Consider the following 20468-nt stretch of genomic DNA (forward strand, 5'->3'; position numbering starts at 1 on the left):
CCTATCACAAGGAAAAGTGATGTTTACGCTTTATGAATTTGCCTCGTCCGGCAACTGCTACAAGCTGCGGCTGGCCATGGCCCAGCTGGACATACCCTTTCAGCGTATCGAAAAGGATATCACCCGCGGCGAAACCCGCACTGCAGAATTTCTCGCCATCAATCCCAATGGTCGTATTCCGGTATTGGTGACACCAGATAACAGGGTGTTGCCTGAATCCAGTGCGGCGCTCTGGTATCTGGCCAGAGACAGTAAGCTGATGCCCGAGGACCCGTTTCAGCAGGCTCAGGTGCTGCAATGGATGTTCTTTGAGCAGTATAACCACGAACCCAACATCGCCACGTCGCGCTACTGGATTCATGTGCTGGGAGAACAGGAAAAGTATGCTGAGGCGCTGGCGGAAAAACAGCAGAAAGGTCATGACGCCCTGGCGGTAATGGAAACCCATTTGTCAGACCGGGACTTCTTTGTCGGCCGCGATTATTCCATTGCCGACATTGCCTTGTATGCCTATACCCATGTGGCCGGGCAGGGTGGTTTCTCTCTGGATGCTTATCCGGCGATACGGGGTTGGTTGGAGAGGGTTGAGCGGCAGCCGGGTTACGTTGCCATGGAGGCTTGATAATTCACAACATCGAATGACCGGGTGGTAGGGTGGATTAGCCTGAGGCTAATCCACCCTACGTGATGGCGCTCTGCTTGAAAGATCTATTGCGTCAGGTGATGAAAGTGATATTTCAGATGATCGTCAATAAAGCTGGCGATAAAGAAATAGGAATGGTCATAACCTGGCTGCATGCGCAAGGTGATCGGCACGCCGGCTTCTTCACAGGCGGCACTGAGTGCTTCCGGCTGTAGTTGGCCATCCGTGTAGAAGTTGTCCGCATTGCCCTGATCCACCATCAAGGCCAGCGAGCTACCATTTGCCTTGATCAGCTCGCAGGCATCCCAGGCCTTCCAGCTTTCCTGATCATCGCCCAGGTAACCGTTCAGGGCTTTTTCTCCCCATGGACATTGCATCGGATGGCTGATCGGCGCGAAGGCGGAGACCGAGGTGTAGCGCCCCGGTTTTTTCAGCGCGCAGATCAGGGCGCCATGGCCTCCCATGGAGTGGCCGCTGATGGCCTCGCGACCGTTGAGCGGGAAATGGTCGCGCAGCAGTGCCGGCAACTCATCGGTCACGTAGTCATACATGCGATAGTGCTGGCTCCAGGGCGCGCGGGTGGCATTCACATAGAAACCGGCACCAGAGCCGAAATCATAGCTGTCGTGCTCACCGGGCAGATCGGTGCCGCGCGGGCTGGTGTCCGGGCAGACCATGGCAAGGCCCAGCTCGGCGGCGGTGCGTTGCGCGCCGGCTTTCTGCATGAAATTTTCATCGGTACAGGTAAGGCCGGACAGCCACCACAGCAGCGGCACGTCGTTTTCATCGGCTGCCGGCGGCAGATAAATGGCGAAGATCATTTCGCAATTGAGTACCTGGCTGCGGTGCTTGTAGCGTTTCAGCCAGCCACCAAAGGATTTGGTGGCGGAAACCAGTTCGATATCAGACATGATTATCCTTTCTGACGAAGCCGCTGCAGGAGCACCTCGAGAGGTGCTCCTGCAGTCGGAATTCATTGCCTCTTAAAAAAGAATCACCGAACGAATGCTTTTGCCTTCGTGCAGCAGATCAAAGGCGGTGTTGATCTCGTCCAGGCCCATGGTGTGGGTGACGAATTCGTCGATCTTGATTTCGCCTTTCATGTAACGATCCACATAACCGGGCAGCTCGGTACGGCCTTTCACGCCACCGAAGGCAGAGCCTTTCCAGACCCGGCCGGTGACCAGCTGGAACGGACGGGTAGCGATTTCTTCACCGGCACCGGCCACGCCGATGATGATCGATTCGCCCCAGCCCTTGTGGCAGCACTCCAACGCCGAACGCATCACGTTCACGTTGCCAATGCACTCAAAGGAATAATCCACACCGCCGTCGGTGAGTTCGACAATCACTTCCTGAATGGAGTTGTTGTAGTCCTTGGGGTTGATGAAATCGGTGGCGCCGAACTGCCGGGCCAGTGTTTCCTTGGCCGGGTTGGTGTCGATAGCAATGATGCGCTCTGCCTTGGCCATCACCGCGCCCTGAATCACTGATAAACCGATGCCGCCGAGCCCGAACACGGCCACCGTGGAGCCTGGCTCCACCTTGGCAGTATTGAGCACGGCGCCGATGCCGGTGGTGACGCCGCAGCCGAGCAGGCAGATCTTGTCCAGCGGGGCTTCCTTGCTGACCTTGGCCAGGGAGATTTCCGGCACCACGGTGTATTCAGAAAAGGTACTGGTGCCCATGTAATGATGCAGCAGTTTGCCGTTCAGGGAAAAGCGGCTGGTGCTGTCCGGCATCAGCCCCTGACCCTGGGTGGCGCGCACTGCCTGGCACAGATTGGTCTTGCCGCTGAGACAGAATTTGCACTTGCGGCACTCGGCGGTATAGAGCGGAATCACATGGTCGCCGGGCTTCAGGCTGGTTACGCCTTCGCCCACTTCCTGCACGATACCGGCGCCTTCGTGGCCAAGAATGGAAGGGAAGATGCCTTCCGGGTCCTTGCCGGACAGGGTGTAGGCATCGGTGTGGCAAACGCCGGTGGCAACGATCTGCACCAGCACTTCCCCGGCCTTGGGGCCGGCCACATCCACTTCTTCGATCTGTAGGGGTTTGCCTGCTTCCCAGGCGACGGCGGCACGGGATTTCATGGTGATTCCTTCTTGATGAGTAGAGGGCGTTAACGCGTTTCGCGATGCAAGGCATGGCGAATGATGGATTCACTATACGCAGACACGAATAGAGCTATAAGGCACAATTCAGCAAGAGATTATTGTCAGGTAGCAACAATGCAGCACTGGGATCGTATTGAAGCCTTTGTAGAAGTGGTGCGCCGGGGTTCCTTCGCCGATGCCGCCCGACACCTGGGGGTGTCCAGTTCTCACGTGAGCCGGCTGGTGTCGCGACTGGAGACCCAGCTGGGCACCCAGTTGCTTTACCGCACCACCCGGCGTCTGAAACTCACCGATGCGGGAGCCGTTTACTTCGACCACTGTGGTCAGTTGTTTGACGGTTTCCAGGAGGCGCTGTCGGCGATCAGTGATTATCAGCAGCGCCCCACCGGGGTGCTGAAGCTGACCTGCGCCACCACCTTTGGTGAGCGCTATATCGCGCCGCTGGTAAATGATTTTCTGGCCCGCCATCCGCAACTGTCGATACAGCTGGATTTCACCAACCGGCGGGTGGATATCATCGACGAGGGTTTTGATGTAGCCATCCGTACCGGTGCCCTGCCGGATTCATCGCTGATTGCCCGCAAGCTTTGCCCGCGTCGGGAATACATTGTCGGTTCCGCCGACTATTTCCAGCGCCATGCCCGGCCCCACACCCTGGGGGAGTTGAGCCAGCACAATTGCCTGGTTGGCTCTGCGGACCAGTGGGCGATGGATGTGGAGGGTCAGCACCGGCAATGGAAAGTGCAGGGCAACTGGAAGGGCAATTCCGGCATGGCGCTGCTGGATGCAGCCCGCAAGGGCCTGGGGTTGGCGCAGCTACCGGATTATTACGTGGAAGACGATCTGGCCGACGGTCGCCTTGTCTCGGTGCTGGATCAGTATGCCTGCACTCACACAGCGGTCTGGGTGGTCTATCCCCGTCACCGGCATCTGTCGCCCAAGGTGCGTCAGTTTGTGGATTTTCTGGTGGAGGGTATGGTGCGTTGAAAGGCGCTGATACCTTCTTGCAGGAGCGTCGCTGGCGGCGCGATTGGGAACTCTGATTCAGGCTTGGGACTCAGGCCCGGGAAATTGTTCTGCTGTAGGAGCTCCTCTTGAGGGGCGAAGACGGATGAAAAGGGTGAGTCGAGCAGGTAGCAATCTATTCCGAAAGGCTCTGTCGAGTTCAGGAAGGCCTGACCGCCCTGCGGGGAATTTCTGCGCAAGCGCGGTTCGCCCCTCAGCTCCTACAGCAACTAAAATGGAGTGGATATGTATACGGGAAGTTGTCTTTGCGGCGGTGTCACGTTTGAAATCGCCGGTGAGCTGGCACCGATTCAGGTCTGTCACTGCCAGCAGTGCCGTAAGGCCCAGGGCACCGCATTGGTGACCAATATTCCGGTGGAAAACGGCAAGCTGCATTGGGTCAGTGGTGAAGCCTTATTGAAACGCTATGAATCCTCGCCGGGCAAGCAGCGGGTGTTTTGCCGGGAGTGTGGTTCGCCGATTTACAGCTGCCATGAGAGCAAACCTGGCGTGGTACGGATTCGGGCGGGGTTGTTGAATGAGCCGCTGGCCACGCGGCCTGCGTTTCATATCTATACGGATTCTGCCTGTAACTGGTGGCCCATCGACGATGGGCTGCCGCAGTACTCTGAAGGTAAATAAAGAGGCCCCGCAGTGCGGGGCCTCTTGGGAGGGGATTATTCCCCTTCCACTATGGTGCAGAAGTTGCTGAACAAGCCCAGCACAGTGGTGCTCTGGTGGTCGATGTTGGCAACTTTGCTGATGTCCGCTTTCTGTTTGGCCGTGCTGATAGAGGAGTCACCTACAGCAATCAGCCCCAGGATGTTCGTGGCACAAGATTGGCCGCTTTTGCTGATCCCGGTGCTGGTGGTTGCATTCACCGGGCCTTTCACCGAGGTGAAAAGTGCGCCATTACCCACCGGGCTGACCGCAGTCGCGCAGCCAGTGGTAATGATAACCGTTGCCCCCACAATAAATGCCTTGATCATCTTCATATTATTCAACCCTGTTATACGTTATTGGATGCTTCCTTCCTGGAAGTGCGGGCATTGTAAAATAGTTGTCACAATATTGGCAGGGAAAACAGGGATCCAGGGCAGTGCGCCGGACATTTTCTGTCCGGCGCAAAGGGGGTGCGCAGGTCTATACAGCAACGAAACTGATAGTCGATATGCAACGCATCAGAGATGCGAACGTAGTAAGCGGTTACGCCATCTCCGCTTTCAGCGCCTCGATCTCGTGAGCGTCGCTGTTGCGCGCCAGGAAGGCTTGCCAGCTTTCGGCTGCCAGGCCTTTGAGCGCCTTGGCCACACGGGGCAGCTCCGCCTCAGGCAGGTGGCCGAACAGACCCAGCAGCTTGCTGTCGTGGGCCTGCCCCAGCGCCTGGCCCAGTGCCTCGGGCTGGCTACCGGTGAGCACATCCACCGCCGGCGTCAGGTGTTCCTGATCCAGTAGCGGCAATAGGGTGAGCAGCTCATCCCAGCTGTTTTCGCTGGCCACGGTGGCAATCAGGCTTTCCATGATGTCTGCTTCGCGCAGCTTGGGCACATTTACCACCATCTGCTGATGCTGGTTATCCATGGCATTCACGGCTTGTAGCAGGTTGGTCCACAGGCGCTGTTCGCTGGCCACTTCAATGATGTGACTGATGACGGTTTCGCCCTGCTCGGCCACCAGGTTGCCCATCTGGCCGCGCAGCTCGGTGTTCAGGTGTCCGTTCAGGGACAGTACCGCCGGCCACAGTTCATGGTCGGTGGCGGCTTTCAGGGTAGCTCGTTGCTGTGTTTCGCTGAGTAGTGCCAGCAGGGTGTCCAGCTTGCTCTTGTCTTCCAGGTAAAGGGCAATCTTTACCATGGCTTCGCCGTCTTCGATGCTGCTGGTGACGGCTTTCAGGGCTGACGTCTGAATCACGGCCACAAAGCGGGCCAGGGTGATGTGCTCGCCCATGGCCAGCAGGGTCTTGGCCACAGAGGCGACAATCTTGTCAGGCATGGCGGCCAGCAGGTCCCGGGAATACGTGGGCTCAAGATGGATGCAGAGCTTGGCCAGAAATTCTTCCGGAAGCTTGTCGGCCAGCTTGATGGCGCGTTCGGGGGGCAGCTCGGAGGCAATGCCGGCGGCGAGCACGGAGCCCAGTACAGTGGTGGCCAGTTTGGCGCTGGCACCGGTGGGCACCAGCTTGCTGATGCCGGCCAGGCGCTGATAGCTGTCCTGGTGTTGTTCGTAGAAGAAGCCGGATACGGCACCACGGAAGGCGGCCAGGGCGCCAAGATCCTGGCCGTCCAGGAAGGCCAGGTTGTTTTCTTCGGTTTCCAGCAGGCGGCTGAGTTTGAGCAGTTCGGCCTGAGTTTCAATATGCATGTCTATCTCCTTAACCGAACAGCATTTTCTTCACCGGGCGGCGGAAGGGCCCGGGCACGACGTTAAGTGCGTTGTTCATCGCTTTTTCGACTCTGGCGTCTTTGGTTTCCAAAGCCGCAAGGACGGTATCGGCCAGCTTGCTGGCCTGATCGGCGGGCAGGGACTCGATAAAGGCCAGCGCGTCCGCTGGCAGCCCCTTGTTCTTCAAGGTACTGATGGAATCAGACATGGTTCCTCCTTCACTACAGCGGCGCGGAGCACAGTCCGGGCCGCCCTGAATACAGGCTGTCTGGCGCAGCCTGCCTATGGCTGGCGCTACTATGCCAGCAATGGAGGAGGATGGGTGTTGCCGAAAAGCCGTTGCCGCGCGGCGCTCAAGAAAGCGCAGCGGTGAGTGTTCAGTTCGGTTCTGTGCCGATAAAGCCCATATTGCCCGCGACCGGTTGTCGATTTATCTCACCGGGCAGGTTCAGGCAAAGTCCATCTGGTCGGAGATAAAGCCCACACTGATGGCACCGGGGCCGATATTGACGCCGCCGGTGAGCCCCATGTGGCTGATCAGCAGATCTACCTGGTGCTTTTCCGTGGTGGCTTTCAATTTGCTGAAGCCGGGCATCTGGTAGACCGCGTCCGGGTCGCCGGCGTAGCTGACGCAGACGATGGGGGTCAACAGGCCCTCTTCCACGCAGGTGCAGGCGTGGGTGAACATCTTCTCCACGGCGGTTTCAAAGCCACGCACCTTGGCCACCGGGAAGGTCTGGTCCTGGCGGGCGCAGAGGATGGGTTTGATGTCCAGCGCCGAGCCCATCAGCGCGCCAACAAAGCCCACGCTCTTATCGCCTTTCTTGCGGGCTCGTTTGTGCACGTAGTAGAGATCCGGCACTACAGCGTAACCCGAGGTTTTCGGGGTCAGGTCGCTGATGCGCTGGCGGATGTCACCGACTTTCATGCCGGCATTGATAAGCCGCATGGTTTCTGCCGCCAGAACTCCCTGGCCGGCAAACAGTGTCTGGCTGTCACTGACCCGGATGCGGAACGGCCCTTCACGACCGGCGGCTTCACGGTACTTTCTGTAGTCGCCGAGGATGGCATGGGCCGCCTCCGTGGCGTTTTCGAAGATCGGGCTGCGACTCTTTGGTACCGTTTGTACCAGCGCGTAATCGAAGTCTCCCACCGCCTGTTCCAGGAACAGGGTGCGGATCTGGTCCACCGTGGGCGGAGCAGTTTCCGCATCGTGGTTCTTGTCCACTTCATGGCGGGCGTAAAACTCCCGGGCCCGTTGCGGGTCGCGGTCGTCCACGAAAATTTCCTTGCCGATGCGGATGGGCACCGGCATGACCAGGATGTTGTTAGCGTCAATAAAGTCCTTGGGCAGATCACAACCCGAGTCCACAACCAGACCGATTCTCATTGTTATGCTTCCTGTGGGAAGGGTAACAATGAGTCTAGTACCGCCGTTCCGCTGCTGGCGTCTTTTTGCGTATGGGAATGGTTAGGGGCTGTTACAAGACAGACGGTGTGTTACTGAATATTGCCGCCCACCTGGATCACCTTAAGAGTGTTGGTGCCACCATGAGCATCGTTGTAGTTGCCCTTGGTGATCAGTACCCGGTCGCCGTTCTGTACCACACCCATTTCTTCCAGGATCGCTACTGCACGGCGGTTCACTTCATCGCTGGCAATGGCATGGCTATCAAAGGGGATGGCGCGCACGCCCCGCAGAATGGCGACCCGGCGCTGGCTGCTGGGGTAGGGGGTGAAGGCATAGATGGGGATGCCGGAGCGCAGCCGTGACATCAGCCGCGGGGTGTTGCCGCTTTCGGTCATGGCAATGATGGCAGTGACGTTGCTGAGACGGTTGGCAGCCTGCATGGCGGCCATGGCGATCACTTCATCAATGTTGTCGGCATTGTCGTTGATGGGACGATCGGTGCGTCTTTCCTGCCAGGTACGCTCGGCCCCAAGAATGATGCGGTCCATGGCCTGTACGGTTTCTACCGGATATTCGCCCACCGCAGTTTCCGCTGACAGCATCACCGCGTCGGTGCCATCCAGTACCGCATTGGCCACATCGGAGACTTCTGCACGAGTGGGTTGCGGACTATGAATCATGGATTCCATCATCTGTGTGGCGGTGATCACGAAGCGGTTCAGTGCCCGTGCCCGGCGAATAATATGTTTCTGCACCCCCACCAGTTCGGCGTCGCCAATCTCCACGGCCAAGTCACCGCGCGCCACCATGACGCCGTCGGAGGCCTCAATGATGGCATCCAGAGTGGCGTCGTCAGCCACCGCTTCGGCTCGTTCAATCTTGGCAATAATGCCGCCCTGGCCACCGGCCTGCCGGTAGCGGCGGCGGGCTTCTTCCACATCTTCAGCGTCGCGAGGAAAGGAGAGGGCCAAAAAATCCACGTCCATGTCGGCGGCGGTAATGATGTCAGCCAGATCCTTGTCGGTGAGCGCCCGGGCGCTGAGCCCGCCACCCTTGCGGTTCACTCCCTTGTGATCAGACAGGTCGCCGCCCACCTGCACCGTGCAGTCCACCCGGGTACCAGTGATGGCCGTGACTTTCAGCTCCAGCAGGCCGTCGTTCAGCAGCAACACATCGCCGGGCTGGCAATCGTCCGGGAGTGGCGGATAACTCACGCCTACCTGTTGATCGTTGCCGGCGTCGTCGGCCAGGGCGGTATCCAGGGCAAAGGCCTGGCCGGCCTTCAGCAGGATGGGGCCACCGGGAAAGCTGCCGATACGGATTTTCGGACCTTGCAGGTCTGCCAGAATCGCCACGTGCTCGCCACATTGCTCCGCGCAGTGGCGAATGGTTTGCGCGGTTTGCCGGTGAGTGTCGGCGTTGCCGTGGGAAAAGTTCAGGCGGAACACATTGACGCCAGCCCGGATCAGGGCATCGAGTCGAGTCTCGGAGGACGATGCAGGGCCAACGGTGGCGACAATCTTGGTACGGCGCAGGGGGGAGCGGGACATTCGAAGCATTTCCATCAGCTGATTTTTGGTCAGCATACCATGGTGAAATGCAGGAGTGATGACAGGAAGTCGGCGGGCCCGGAGGAAAACTGGAGGCCCTCACCCGGTGACCGGGTGAGGGGTAGAGATGACTATCAAGATTTAATGCAGCATGGCGAAGGAGCAGGACTGGGCCTGACTGAGGCGCAGGAAATCGCCCATGCCCATCTTGATCACTTCCGTGTGGGTACCTGCGTTAAAGGCCAACCAGTCCTCGCTGAGCATGGTGTCATCCACATAGACCTTCATGTCATAGAGATTGCCGAAGGGCGGTTCGCCGCCGGGCTCGCAAAGAGGGAAACGGTCCTTGAAGTCTTCCTCGTGGGCCAGCCGGACGCTGTTGGCATTCAACGCCTGGCGTAACCGGTCCGGATCCAGGTACTGATCGGATGGCAACACCGCCATGGCCAGTTCACCGTCCACATCCACGATCACCGTCTTTGCCATGTGGCGTCCCGGAATATGGCTAAATTGGGCCACCTCGGAAGCGGTCATGGCAGGCGGGTGGTTATAGCAGTGATAGTTCACATTGTTGTTGTCGAGAAAATCAGCCAGTGCGCGGGCAGGCATGATAAACCTCCTCCCGGAGATGATAGCCCGGGAATAGTGAGCCGCCGCAGGGACAGTTTGTGACCGGCCCGGGCCAGCTCCATGAATGTTCATATTCAAGCTTAGGGAGGAGGGAGCAGGTGGGGAAATACGGTTATGCGCTAAGGGAAATAGCGGAATGATCTAGCTACGAGCTACGCTCGATTGGATTGGGGGTGCTCCAAGGGTTTCGCCATTTCTACGAAGCCGCGTAGGAGCACCGCTTGAGGTGCGAACCGAGCGTAGCGAGGCAACAGAGATTCAAGGATTCCACAGCGCTATGAATGAGGCCTGTCGAGTGCTTGAATGCCTGATCGCCCTGCCGGCGATTTCCTTGCTGCGCAAGGTTCGTGGCTCAAGCGCCGCTCCTACAGCGGCTCCGACTCGAGACTAGTCGCTGCCTGTCAAAGCCCCAGATTATCCAGAATCCGCAGATTCGGGCCGGCCTGGTTCATGGTGTAGAAATGCAGGCCCGGTGCGCCCATGGCCAGCAGGCGTTCGCACAACCGGGTGACCACTTCCTCGCCGAAGGCTTTCACTGCCGCGTCATCATCCTTGATGTCGTTGAGCTTGCTGTGCAGCCAGCGGGGAATGTCGGCGCCGCAGGTGCTGGAGAAGCGCACCAGGTTGGCCACGTTGAGAATCGGCATGATGCCTGGATAAACCGGGGCGTCGCAGCCGATTTTCTGCAGCGCGTCCAGATAGTAACCGTAGGCATCCGCGTTGTAGAAATACTGGGTCAGGCCGCTGTTGGCGCCGGCGTCGATCTTGCGCTTGAAGTGGGCAATATCGTCTTCGAAGCTGCGTGCCTGGGGATGCATTTCCGGGTAGCCAGCCACTTCCAGGGTGAAGTGATCGCCGGTTTCCTCGCGGATCAGCTGTACCAGTTCGTCGGCGTACTTGATCTCGCTCTGGGCATAGCCCATGCCGGAGGGCAGATCGCCACGCAGGGCCACGATACGGGTAACGCCGGCGGCCTTGTAGCCGTTGACCAGTTCCAGAATTTCCTCACGGCTCTGGCCAATGCAGCTCAGATGCGGGGCCGTATCGCCATGTTGATTGCGCAACTGGTTGACCATGTCGCGGGTGTTGTCACGGGTGGAACCCCCGGCACCAAAGGTGCAGGAAAAAAACTCCGGATTCTTGGCCAAGAGTTTCTGCTGGGTAGCCAGCAGCTTTTCTTTTCCCGCATCGGTTTTCGGCGGGAAAAATTCAAAACTGATTCTTTTGCTCATTTGGCTAGTGCCTTTTCGATCAAAAGCTATTTCACCACAGAGGTCACGGAGCACACAGAGTTAAAAATGCGCATTGAATGTGCGTTCTTTTTTCCTCAGTGTTCCCTGTGCCCTCTGTGGTAAAAATGCCTTTAGTACTTGTAGTGCTCTGGCTTGTACGGGCCGTTCACGTCCACGCCGATGTAGTCTGCCTGCTCTTTGGTGAGCTTGGTGATCACGCCACCGAAGCCCTGCACCATGTAGCGGGCCACTTCTTCGTCCAGGTGCTTGGGCAGCACTTCCACCTTGAGCATTTTTTCTTTCACGGTGTCAGAGTGCTTGGCGTAGCCCTGGTCGAACAGATACATCTGCGCCAGTACCTGGTTGGCGAAGGAGCCATCCATGATGCGGCTGGGGTGGCCGGTGGCGTTGCCCAGGTTTACCAGGCGACCCTCGGAGAGTAGCAGCAGGAAGTCGCCCTCGGCCTTGTTGCGCCATACCTTGTGCACCTGCGGTTTGACCTCTTCCCATTCCCAGGTCTTGCGCATGAAGGCGGTGTCCACTTCGTTGTCGAAGTGGCCGATGTTGGAAACCACAGCGCCTTTCTTCAATGCCTTGAGCATGTTGGCGTCACAGACATTGAAGTTGCCGGTGGTGGTGACCAGAAGGTCGGTGGTGCCCAGCAGCTCCTTGTTGATGGACGCCTCGGTGCCGTCGTTGACTCCGTCCTTGAACTGGCTGACCACTTCGTAGCCGTCCATGCAGGCCTGCATCGCACAGATCGGATCCGCTTCGGTGACCTTGACGATCATGCCTTCCTGGCGCAGGGACTGGGCAGAGCCCTTGCCCACGTCACCATAGCCGATAACCAGCGCTTTCTTGCCGGACAGCAGGTGATCGGTGCCGCGCTTGATGGCGTCATTGAGAGAATGGCGGCAACCGTACTTGTTGTCGTTCTTGCTCTTGGTGACGGAGTCATTCACGTTCACCGCCGGCACTTTCAGAGTGCCCTTGTTCAGCATCTCGTAAAGACGGTGCACGCCAGTGGTGGTTTCTTCGGTGATGCCGTGGATGTTGTCCAGCATCTGCGGGTAGGTCTCGTGGATGTAGCCGGTCAGATCGCCGCCGTCATCCAGGATCATGTTGGCGTCCCACAGCTCGCCGTTGCCGTCACGGCAGGTCTGCTCGATGCACCACATGTACTCTTCTTCGGTTTCTCCTTTCCAGGCGAATACCGGTACGCCGGCGGCAGCGATGGCGGCAGCGGCGTGGTCCTGGGTGGAGAAGATGTTGCAGCTTGACCAGCGCACTTCCGCGCCCAAGGCGACCAGGGTTTCGATCAGTACTGCAGTCTGAATGGTCATGTGGATACAGCCGATGATCTTGGCGCCTTTCAGCGGCTGTTCGGCCCGGTACTTTTCACGGATGGTGACCAGTGCCGGCATTTCGGTTTCGGCAATATGAATCTCGGAGCGACCGTAGGCGGCCTGGGAAATATCTGCCACTTTAAAGTCGGTGAAAGTGTTCGCTTTTGCGTTCATGGTGTTCTCCATTCGTTTTTGACGAATGGGCGCCGTTGCTCTTTCTGTGTCCGCTCTGCGAGCCTCGCGGTCATGCCGCTGCAGCGCCCCTCACTGGGCAGACGTTATCGGGATGTTGTCGGCGCCGTCGCAAAGACGCCGCCGGCAGTGATGTCGTTATTAAAGCGCCTTGGCCAGGTCTGCCGCCTTGTCGGTTTTCTCCCAGCTGAAGCCTTCGCGGCCGAAGTGGCCGTAGCTGGCAGTGGGCCGGTAGATCGGCTTGCGCAGGTCGAGCATTTCGATAATGCCGCGCGGGCGCAGGTCGAAGTGCTCGCGGACCAGGTCGACGATGGCGTTGTCGCTGATCTTGCCGGTGCCGAAGGTGTTAACGGAAATAGAGGTGGGCTCGGCCACGCCAATGGCATAGCTCACCTGGATTTCGCACTTGCTGGCCAGGCCGGCGGCGACGATGTTCTTGGCCACATAGCGACCGGCGTAGGCCGCGCTGCGGTCTACCTTGGACGGGTCCTTGCCGGAGAAAGCGCCACCACCGTGACGGGCCATGCCGCCATAGGTATCCACGATGATCTTGCGACCGGTCAGGCCACAGTCACCCATGGGGCCGCCGATCACGAAAATCCCGGTGGGGTTCACGTGGTACAGGGTGTCCTTGTGCAGCCACTCTTCGGGCAGTACCGGCTTGATGATTTCTTCCATCACCGCTTCGCGCAGGTCCGCCAGCTTGATTTCCGGAGCGTGCTGGGTGGACAGCACCACCGCGTCCACGGCCACCGGCTTGCCGTTGTCGTAGCGCAGGGTGACCTGGCTTTTCGCATCCGGGCGTAGCCACGGCAGGGTGCCGTTCTTGCGCAGTTCCGCCTGTCGCTCCACCAGACGGTGGGAGTAATAAATCGGCGCCGGCATCAGGGTGTCGGTTTCGTCGGTGGCAAAACCGAACATCAGGCCCTGGTCGCCTGCGCCCATTTCCTTGTCCTCGGCCTCGTCGACACCGATCGCGATATCCGCGGACTGTTTGCCGATGCCGTTGAGTACCGCACAGCTGGCACCGTCGAAACCCTTGTCGGAGCTGTCATAGCCGATATCCAGAATGACCTGGCGAACGATGTCCTCCAGTTCTACATAGGTGCTGGTGCGGACTTCGCCGGCGACGATGGCCATACCGGTTTTCACCATGGTTTCCACCGCCACCCGTGCATGGGGGTCATCCTTGATGATGGCATCCAGAACGGCGTCCGAGATCTGATCGGCCATTTTATCCGGGTGGCCTTCGGATACAGATTCGGAGGTAAAGATGGAATATTCACTCATTACTGGAGTGCTCCCGTTATTCAAGTGTGCGTTACGTTGCCTTCAACAGGCGCCAAGAACTTTCAACTCTTCCTGAAGGTGCGTACCTGCACCTGAAAACCATTGCGCAGGGCCAGAAATTGGCTTTCCTGCAACTCAAGACCGGCACGGCCGGCCCAGTCCACCAGATCGGCTTCTTCGAAGCCAAGCCAGAAATCACCACAGGCCTCATGGGCCCAGTGCTGATCGTGCCGACACAGGTCGGTGATCAGCAGGGTGCCGCCAGCATTCAATTGCCGGGCCGCCGCACCAATGGCGCTGGCGGGGGCGGGCAGATGATGCAGGACCATGTTAAGCACCACCGCATCGACTGTGGGCAGGGTGGTGGCGCTGGCCGGCCATTCACCCAGTATCAGTTCCACATTTTGCCGTTTGGCGACAGCCAGGCTCTGGCGGGCCCGTTCCAGCATGGCCTCGGCATTGTCCAGGCCCTGCACGGTATCGAAACGGGCGGCCAGCTCGAGCAGGAACTGGCCATCTCCGGGGCCGATTTCCAGGGCGCTCTTGTTCTCTGGGCCCTCCGGGCAGGCCCGGGTGAGAAGCTCCAGGGCCTGCTCGGCGTACTGGCCGTAGTCGGCAATCAGCTCCTGCTGGTCGTCCAGTTCCGCATGGCGGGCAAAAAAGGCCCGGCTTTGCGCCGCCCGCTGGCTTTGTACCTGCTCCAGTCGCTCGGCAACACCGGCATCCAGGTGGCCATCATCCAGCTCATCCAGCAAGGCGCCGTGAAGTGCACCCTCCACGCTGTCCGCCTGGGGCAGGCGCCGGCGGTAGAAGATCGAGTTGCCTTCCCGCCGTTTCTCTACCAGTCCGCCCTGGGCCAGTACCTTCAGGTGGTGGCTCATGCCGGACTGTTTCATGGCCATGATGTCGCACAGCTCCAGCACCCCGAAGCTGTTCTGGCCCAGCACCTGCAGCACCTGCAGACGTAACGGGTCGCCAGCGGCCTTGAGGAAGCCCGCCAGATGATCAGTGATCTCCGGTGCGTCGGGTGCTTGTGCATTCATAGAGAGGGAGTCTAGCGTAACGGGAAGCTAAATCAAAATAAATTGATATAGGTTTTTGCGGGCGCCGCCAAGGCGTCAGGCTGGCGGGGCGAGCGATATGTCGCCGATGCCGTCATGGCCGCCTTTCAGTGGTTTGCGGGCTGCCCTCCGGCTTGCAGCTTGCGGCTTGTAGCTATTACCCCCATGAGGGACAATAGCGCCCCTTTTCAGCCACCAGCCAGTTTGGAGCCCTGCATGTCCAGTGCCCCCGCCCGCCGTGAACTCGCCAACGCTATCCGTGCCCTGAGCATGGATGCGGTACAGAAAGCCAATTCCGGGCACCCCGGTGCGCCCATGGGAATGGCCGATATCGCCGAGGTACTCTGGCGCGGCTTCCTCAAGCACAACCCGCAGGATCCCACCTGGCCCGACCGGGATCGCTTCGTGCTGTCCAATGGTCACGGCTCCATGCTGCTTTACAGCCTGCTGCATCTGAGCGGCTACGGCGTCAGCCTGGACGACATCAAGAACTTCCGTCAGCTGGGCAGCCCCACTGCCGGCCACCCGGAATACGGCGACGCCCCGGGCATCGAAACCACCACCGGTCCGCTGGGCCAGGGTATTGCCAATGCGGTGGGCATGGCGCTGGCGGAAAAGATGCTGGCGGGTCAGTTCAATCGTGAAGGGCACGCTATCGTCGATCATTACACCTACTGCTTCCTGGGTGATGGCTGCATGATGGAAGGCATCTCCCACGAAGCCTGCTCCCTGGCCGGCACCCTGGGCCTGGGCAAGCTGGTAGCCTTCTATGACGACAACGGCATTTCCATTGATGGTGAGGTGGAAGGCTGGTTCACCGATGACACCGTGGAACGTTTCCGTGCCTACGGCTGGCAGGTGATTCCCAATGTGGATGGCCACAATGCCGAAGAGGTGCAGGTGGCCATCGAGAATGCCCGCGCCAATACCGATCAACCCACCCTGATCTGCTGCAAGACCGTTATCGGTTTCGGCAGCCCCAACAAGCAGGGCAAGGAAGAATCCCACGGTGCCGCCCTGGGTGAAGATGAAATTGCCCTGACCCGCGAATCGCTGGGCTGGAAGCACGGTCCCTTCGAGATTCCCGCCGAGATCAAGCAGGCCTGGGATGGTAGCGAAAAGGGTGCCTCCGCCCAGAGTGACTGGCAGCAGCGTTTCGATGCCTATAAAGCGGCCTACCCGGAACTGGCGGCGGACTTCCTGCGTCGCCAGGCCGGTGAACTGCCCGCCAACTTCCTGGAGCAGGCGGATGCCTACATCCGCGAGTGTCAGGAGAAGGGGGACAAGGTTGCCACTCGCAAGGCCAGCCAGAACACCCTGGATGCCTTCGGCCCGTTGCTGCCGGAACTGGCCGGCGGCTCCGCCGACCTGGCCGGCTCCAACAACACCATCTGGAAAGGCTGCAAGTCGGTCACCGCCGATGATGCCAGCGGCAACTACATCCATTACGGGGTGCGTGAATTCGCCATGACCGCGATCCAGAATGGTCTGTGTCTGCACGGCGGTCTGCGCCCCTACGGCGGCACCTTCCTGGTGTTCATGGAATACGCCCGCAACGCGGTGCGCATGGCGGCGCTGATGCACCAGCCCAACATTCTGGTCTACACCCATGACTCCATCGGTCTGGGTGAAGACGGCCCGACCCACCAGCCCATCGAACAAATGGCCAACCTGCGCCTGACGCCGAACATGCGTACCTGGCGCCCCTGTGACACGGTGGAATCCGCCGTGGCCTGGAAGAAAGCCATCGTCCGTCAGGACGGTCCCTCCGCCCTGATCTTCTCCCGCCAGGGTCTGCCCTGCATGGAGCGTGGCGAGGCGCAGCTGGTTGATGCCGAGAAAGGTGGCTACACCCTGCTGCAGACCGGTGACGGCACCCCGGACGCCATCATTATCGCCACCGGCTCCGAAGTGGAACTGGCGGTGAATGCGGCCAAGGCACTCACCGGCAAGAATGTGCGTGTGGTGTCCATGCCCTGCGTGGAAGAGTTCCTGGCCCAGGATCGCGATTATCAGGAAAGCGTGCTGCCTTCCGACGTGCGTGCCCGGGTCGCAGTGGAAGCGGCCATCGCCGATTACTGGTACCGCTTTGTGGGCCTGGACGGCAAGATCGTGGGCATGAACAGTTTCGGCGCCTCCGCCCCGGCTGGCGACCTGTTCAAGCACTTCAATATCACTGCCGAGGCAGTGCAGCAGGCCGTGGAGAGCCTGCTCTAAGTGAAAGTCGCGATTAACGGCTACGGCCGTATCGGGCGTTCCTTTGTCCGTGCCCTTGCCGAGCGCGAAGGCGCCGGCTGGCAGGCACCGTTTACGCTGGCGGCGATCAATGACAAGGGTCGCCCGGAAGACCTGCTTTACCTGACCCGCTATGACACCACCCATGGTCGTCTGGCGGAGCCGGCGGAGCTGATTGAAGGCATGCTGCGTATCGGTAACCAGGCTCCCCGGCTGCTGGAACAGCCGAAGCCGGAACAGTTGCCCTGGGGTGAGATGGGCGTGGATCTGGTGCTGGAATGCTCCGGCCATTTCCGCAGCCATGCCGGTGCCTCGCGGCATCTGACTGCTGGTGCCAAACGGGTCATCATTGGTGCGGTGCCGTTTGATCTGGCCGATCAGATCGTGGTGTATGGCGTGAACCACAGGGACGTCCGCGACGATAGCAAGGTGTTGTCGGCGGCCTCCTGTACCACTCACTGCATCGCACCGCTACTGACCCGGCTGGATCAGGCCTATGGTATCCGTCAGGTACTGATGAAGGAAATCCACTCCTACACCTCGGACCAGACCCTGCTGGACCATGTCCATCGGGATCCGCGACGGGGCCGGGCCGGGGCACAGAACATCGTGCCCACCACCAGTAGTGCCATTGGGGCAGTACAGCAAGTGTTGCCGCAACTGGCGGGCAAGATAAGCGGTCATTCCATCCGTGTGCCCACGTTAAATGTGGCCATGGTGGAGCTGACCCTGCTGCTGGAGAAGACCCCTGACGGGGACAGTCTGAACCAGTGGCTGCAGCAGCAATCGAAAGAAGCCAGCGCGCTGATTGGTTACAATGACGCACCGCTGGTGAGCGTGGATTTCAACCATCGGCCGGAATCTGCCATCGTCGATGGCACCCAGACCCGGGTGCAGGGCGAGATGGTGCAGGTGGTGGCCTGGTACGACAACGAATGGGGCTATGCGAACCGACTGCTCGACTGGGTGGCGACGCTGGCTGAATCACATCAAGCTTGAATGAATGGATGCACCCGAGCGGGTGGCCGTGAATGAGGTAAGTACGACATGAACTTCAAACGCATGACCGACCTGGATCTGGCAGGCAAGCGTGTTCTTATCCGTGAAGACCTGAACGTGCCGGTGAAAGACGGCAAGGTCACCAGCGACGCGCGTATCCGCGCCTCCCTGCCCACCATCGAGCACGCTCTCAAGGCTGGTGCGAGGGTAATGCTGATGTCCCATCTGGGCCGCCCCACCGAAGGCGAGTATGCCGAGGAATTTTCCCTGCAGCCGGTGGCCGATCATCTGGGCAAGCTGCTGGATTGCGACGTGCCGCTGGTAAAAGAGTGGCTGGACGGCGTGGATGTGGCAGAAGGCCAGGTGGTGTTGTGCGAGAACGTGCGCTTTAACAAGGGCGAGAAAAAAGACGACGAGGCACTGTCACAAAAGATGGCTGCCCTGTGTGATATCTATGTCATGGACGCGTTTGGTACCGCTCACCGGGCCCAGGCGTCTACCCATGGTGTGGGCAAGTTTGCTCCGGTAGCCTGTGCCGGGCCGCTGCTGGCCAATGAGCTGGATGCCCTGGGCAAGGCGCTGAACGCACCGGAAAAACCGCTGGTGGCGATTGTTGGGGGCTCCAAGGTGTCCACCAAACTGGAAGTGCTGGAATCCCTGTCCGATGTGGTGGACCAGTTGGTAGTGGGCGGCGGTATAGCCAACACCTTCCTGGCGGCGGCCGGCCACCCGGTAGGCAAATCCCTTTATGAGAAAGACCTGATTCCGGCGGCGCAGAAAATTGCCGACAAGGTCCATATCCCGATCCCGGTGGATGTGGTTACCGCCAAGGAATTTGCCGAATCCGCTGAAGCGACTGCCAAGAAGGTGGCAGAGGTGGCCGACGATGACTTGATTCTGGATATTGGCCCGCAGACTGCCCACATCGTCGCGGCGCTGATGAAGGAAGCCAAGACCATTATCTGGAATGGCCCGCTGGGTGTGTTCGAGTTTGACCAGTTTGGCGAGGGCACCAAGGAAATGGCAGAAGCCATTGCCGACTCTGATGCCTTCTCCATTGCTGGTGGCGGTGACACTCTGGCAGCGGTGGACAAGTACGGTATTACCGATCGCATCAGCTACATCTCAACCGGTGGCGGTGCCTTTCTGGAATTCGTGGAAGGCAAGGTGTTGCCGGCGGTAGCCATGCTGGAAGCGCGGGCGAAAGACTGAAGAAAAGGTCGCTGCGGCGGTCTTTGCAATGACTGAACAGGAAACGGGCAGCATCGCTGCCCACGGAACCGAAGGGGAAACACAATGGCACTCGTAAGCATGCGACAGTTGCTGGATCACGCCGCCGAATATGGCTATGGCGTACCGGCCTTTAACGTCAATAACGTGGAACAGATGCGCGCCATCATGGAAGCCGCGGACCAGACCAATTCCCCGGTGATTGTGCAGGCCTCCGCCGGCGCCCGGAAATATGCCGGTGCCCCTTTCCTGCGTCATCTGATTCTGGCGGCCACCGAAGAGTTTCCGCATATCCCGGTGGTGATGCACCAGGATCACGGCACCAGCCCCTCCGTGTGTCAGCGTTCCATCCAGCTGGGCTTCTCCTCGGTGATGATGGACGGTTCTCTGGGTGAAGATGGCAAGACGCCGATGGATTACGACTACAACGTGCGCGTGACCCAGGAAGCGGTGGCCATGGCCCACGCCTGTGGCGTCTCCGTGGAAGGCGAGCTGGGTTGTCTTGGCTCCCTGGAAACCGGCCAGGCCGGTGAAGAAGATGGTATTGGTGCCGAAGGGACCCTGAGCCACGATCAGATGCTCACCGATCCGGAAGAGGCGGCGGACTTCGTCAAGCAAACCAAGGTGGATGCCCTGGCGATCGCTATCGGCACCAGCCACGGTGCCTACAAGTTCACCCGTCCGCCCACCGGTGACATTTTGGCCATCGAGCAGATCAAGGCGATCCACAAGCGCATCCCGGATACTCACCTGGTAATGCACGGTTCTTCCTCCGTACCGCAGGACTGGCTGGCCATCATCAACGAGTACGGTGGCGAGATCGCGGAGACCTACGGGGTGCCGGTGGAAGAGATTCAGGAAGGCATCAAACACGGCGTGCGCAAGGTGAACATCGATACCGATCTGCGCCTGGCGTCCACCGGTGCGATTCGTCGTTTCCTGGCCCATAACCCGGCCGAATTCGACCCGCGCAAGTACCTGAAAGAATCCATCACCGCCATGCGTGATATCTGTATTGACCGTTACGAGGCCTTTGGCACCGCCGGCAATGCGGACAAGATCAAGCCGATCAGCCTGGAAAGCATGTTCATGCGCTACGAAGCCGGCGAGCTGGATCCGCGCGTCAAGTAATCCAGTGCGGCAAA

Annotated in this window: 19 protein-coding genes and 1 riboswitch; of the genes, 7 read left to right on the forward strand and 12 right to left on the reverse strand. The window is 59.5% G+C overall.

Annotated elements, in window-relative coordinates:
- Positions 1–19 precede the first annotated feature (19 nt).
- Entirely contained in the window at positions 20–622 is a 603-nt protein-coding gene (locus ACMG4M_RS02100) for a glutathione S-transferase family protein (protein ID WP_272962528.1), read from the forward strand.
- Between the two features lie 86 nt (positions 623–708).
- Here ACMG4M_RS02100 and fghA read toward each other — a convergent pair whose 3' ends face one another.
- Together fghA and ACMG4M_RS02110 are read right to left on the reverse strand one after the other, a co-directional pair.
- Complete coding sequence (gene fghA / locus ACMG4M_RS02105; RefSeq protein ID WP_272962529.1) at positions 709–1554, reverse strand: S-formylglutathione hydrolase; 846 nt, start codon at positions 1552–1554, stop codon at positions 709–711.
- A 72-nt stretch (positions 1555–1626) separates the two neighbouring features.
- Positions 1627–2736, reverse strand: a complete 1110-nt coding sequence (locus ACMG4M_RS02110) for an S-(hydroxymethyl)glutathione dehydrogenase/class III alcohol dehydrogenase (protein ID WP_035246048.1) — start codon at positions 2734–2736, stop codon at positions 1627–1629.
- Positions 2737–2874: 138 nt separating this feature from the next.
- Between ACMG4M_RS02110 and ACMG4M_RS02115 the strand changes: the two genes are divergently transcribed.
- Together ACMG4M_RS02115 and ACMG4M_RS02120 are read left to right on the forward strand one after the other, a co-directional pair.
- A complete protein-coding gene (locus tag ACMG4M_RS02115) occupies positions 2875–3747 on the forward strand; it encodes a LysR family transcriptional regulator (protein ID WP_272997644.1) in 873 nt (290 codons plus the stop codon).
- A gap of 264 nt (positions 3748–4011) precedes the next feature.
- Entirely contained in the window at positions 4012–4407 is a 396-nt protein-coding gene (locus ACMG4M_RS02120; protein WP_272980182.1) for a GFA family protein, read from the forward strand.
- A gap of 35 nt (positions 4408–4442) precedes the next feature.
- On the opposite strand, the gene ACMG4M_RS02125 is transcribed toward ACMG4M_RS02120, so the two are convergent.
- The 10 genes from ACMG4M_RS02125 to ACMG4M_RS02170 form a co-directional block, all read right to left on the reverse strand.
- Entirely contained in the window at positions 4443–4760 is a 318-nt protein-coding gene (locus tag ACMG4M_RS02125; protein ID WP_052042547.1) for a TRL-like family protein, read from the reverse strand.
- A 211-nt stretch (positions 4761–4971) separates the two neighbouring features.
- Positions 4972–6126, reverse strand: a complete 1155-nt coding sequence (locus ACMG4M_RS02130) for a hypothetical protein (RefSeq protein WP_273010118.1) — start codon at positions 6124–6126, stop codon at positions 4972–4974.
- A gap of 10 nt (positions 6127–6136) precedes the next feature.
- Positions 6137–6355: a hypothetical protein gene (locus tag ACMG4M_RS02135; protein WP_007151188.1), complete on the reverse strand. Its 219-nt coding sequence runs from the start codon at positions 6353–6355 to the stop codon at positions 6137–6139.
- A 240-nt stretch (positions 6356–6595) separates the two neighbouring features.
- Positions 6596–7537: a DegV family protein gene (locus ACMG4M_RS02140; RefSeq protein WP_035246056.1), complete on the reverse strand. Its 942-nt coding sequence runs from the start codon at positions 7535–7537 to the stop codon at positions 6596–6598.
- Between the two features lie 110 nt (positions 7538–7647).
- Complete coding sequence (pyk, locus tag ACMG4M_RS02145; protein WP_414431153.1) at positions 7648–9117, reverse strand: pyruvate kinase; 1470 nt, start codon at positions 9115–9117, stop codon at positions 7648–7650.
- A 132-nt stretch (positions 9118–9249) separates the two neighbouring features.
- Positions 9250–9717, reverse strand: coding sequence for an aminoacyl-tRNA deacylase (locus tag ACMG4M_RS02150; RefSeq protein WP_035246058.1), 468 nt, complete (start codon positions 9715–9717; stop codon positions 9250–9252).
- Positions 9718–10139: 422 nt separating this feature from the next.
- Positions 10140–10970 (reverse strand): methylenetetrahydrofolate reductase [NAD(P)H], encoded by an 831-nt coding sequence (metF, locus tag ACMG4M_RS02155; RefSeq protein WP_035246060.1) that lies wholly within the window; start codon positions 10968–10970, stop codon positions 10140–10142.
- 131 nt (positions 10971–11101) lie between these two features.
- Positions 11102–12490 (reverse strand): adenosylhomocysteinase, encoded by a 1389-nt coding sequence (gene ahcY / locus ACMG4M_RS02160; RefSeq protein WP_035246062.1) that lies wholly within the window; start codon positions 12488–12490, stop codon positions 11102–11104.
- A 20-nt stretch (positions 12491–12510) separates the two neighbouring features.
- Positions 12511–12588, reverse strand: a riboswitch (S-adenosyl-L-homocysteine riboswitch).
- Between the two features lie 61 nt (positions 12589–12649).
- Positions 12650–13798 (reverse strand): methionine adenosyltransferase, encoded by a 1149-nt coding sequence (gene metK / locus ACMG4M_RS02165; RefSeq protein WP_272962534.1) that lies wholly within the window; start codon positions 13796–13798, stop codon positions 12650–12652.
- A 62-nt stretch (positions 13799–13860) separates the two neighbouring features.
- Positions 13861–14841, reverse strand: a complete 981-nt coding sequence (locus ACMG4M_RS02170; RefSeq protein ID WP_297765609.1) for an ArsR/SmtB family transcription factor — start codon at positions 14839–14841, stop codon at positions 13861–13863.
- Positions 14842–15075: 234 nt separating this feature from the next.
- On the opposite strand from ACMG4M_RS02170, the gene tkt reads away from it, so the two are divergent.
- The 4 genes from tkt (at position 15076) to fba (ending at position 20454) form a co-directional block, all read left to right on the forward strand.
- Positions 15076–17076, forward strand: coding sequence for a transketolase (tkt, locus tag ACMG4M_RS02175; protein WP_414430652.1), 2001 nt, complete (start codon positions 15076–15078; stop codon positions 17074–17076).
- Positions 17077–18093, forward strand: a complete 1017-nt coding sequence (locus ACMG4M_RS02180; protein WP_272962537.1) for a type I glyceraldehyde-3-phosphate dehydrogenase — start codon at positions 17077–17079, stop codon at positions 18091–18093.
- Between the two features lie 48 nt (positions 18094–18141).
- A complete protein-coding gene (locus tag ACMG4M_RS02185; RefSeq protein WP_272962538.1) occupies positions 18142–19305 on the forward strand; it encodes a phosphoglycerate kinase in 1164 nt (387 codons plus the stop codon).
- Between the two features lie 84 nt (positions 19306–19389).
- Entirely contained in the window at positions 19390–20454 is a 1065-nt protein-coding gene (fba, locus tag ACMG4M_RS02190) for a class II fructose-bisphosphate aldolase (RefSeq protein ID WP_035246071.1), read from the forward strand.
- Positions 20455–20468: the final 14 nt, after the last annotated feature.

The sequence above is a fragment of the Alcanivorax sp. IL3 genome (genome assembly GCF_047495465.1).
In the GTDB taxonomy this organism is placed as follows: domain Bacteria; phylum Pseudomonadota; class Gammaproteobacteria; order Pseudomonadales; family Alcanivoracaceae; genus Alcanivorax; species Alcanivorax jadensis.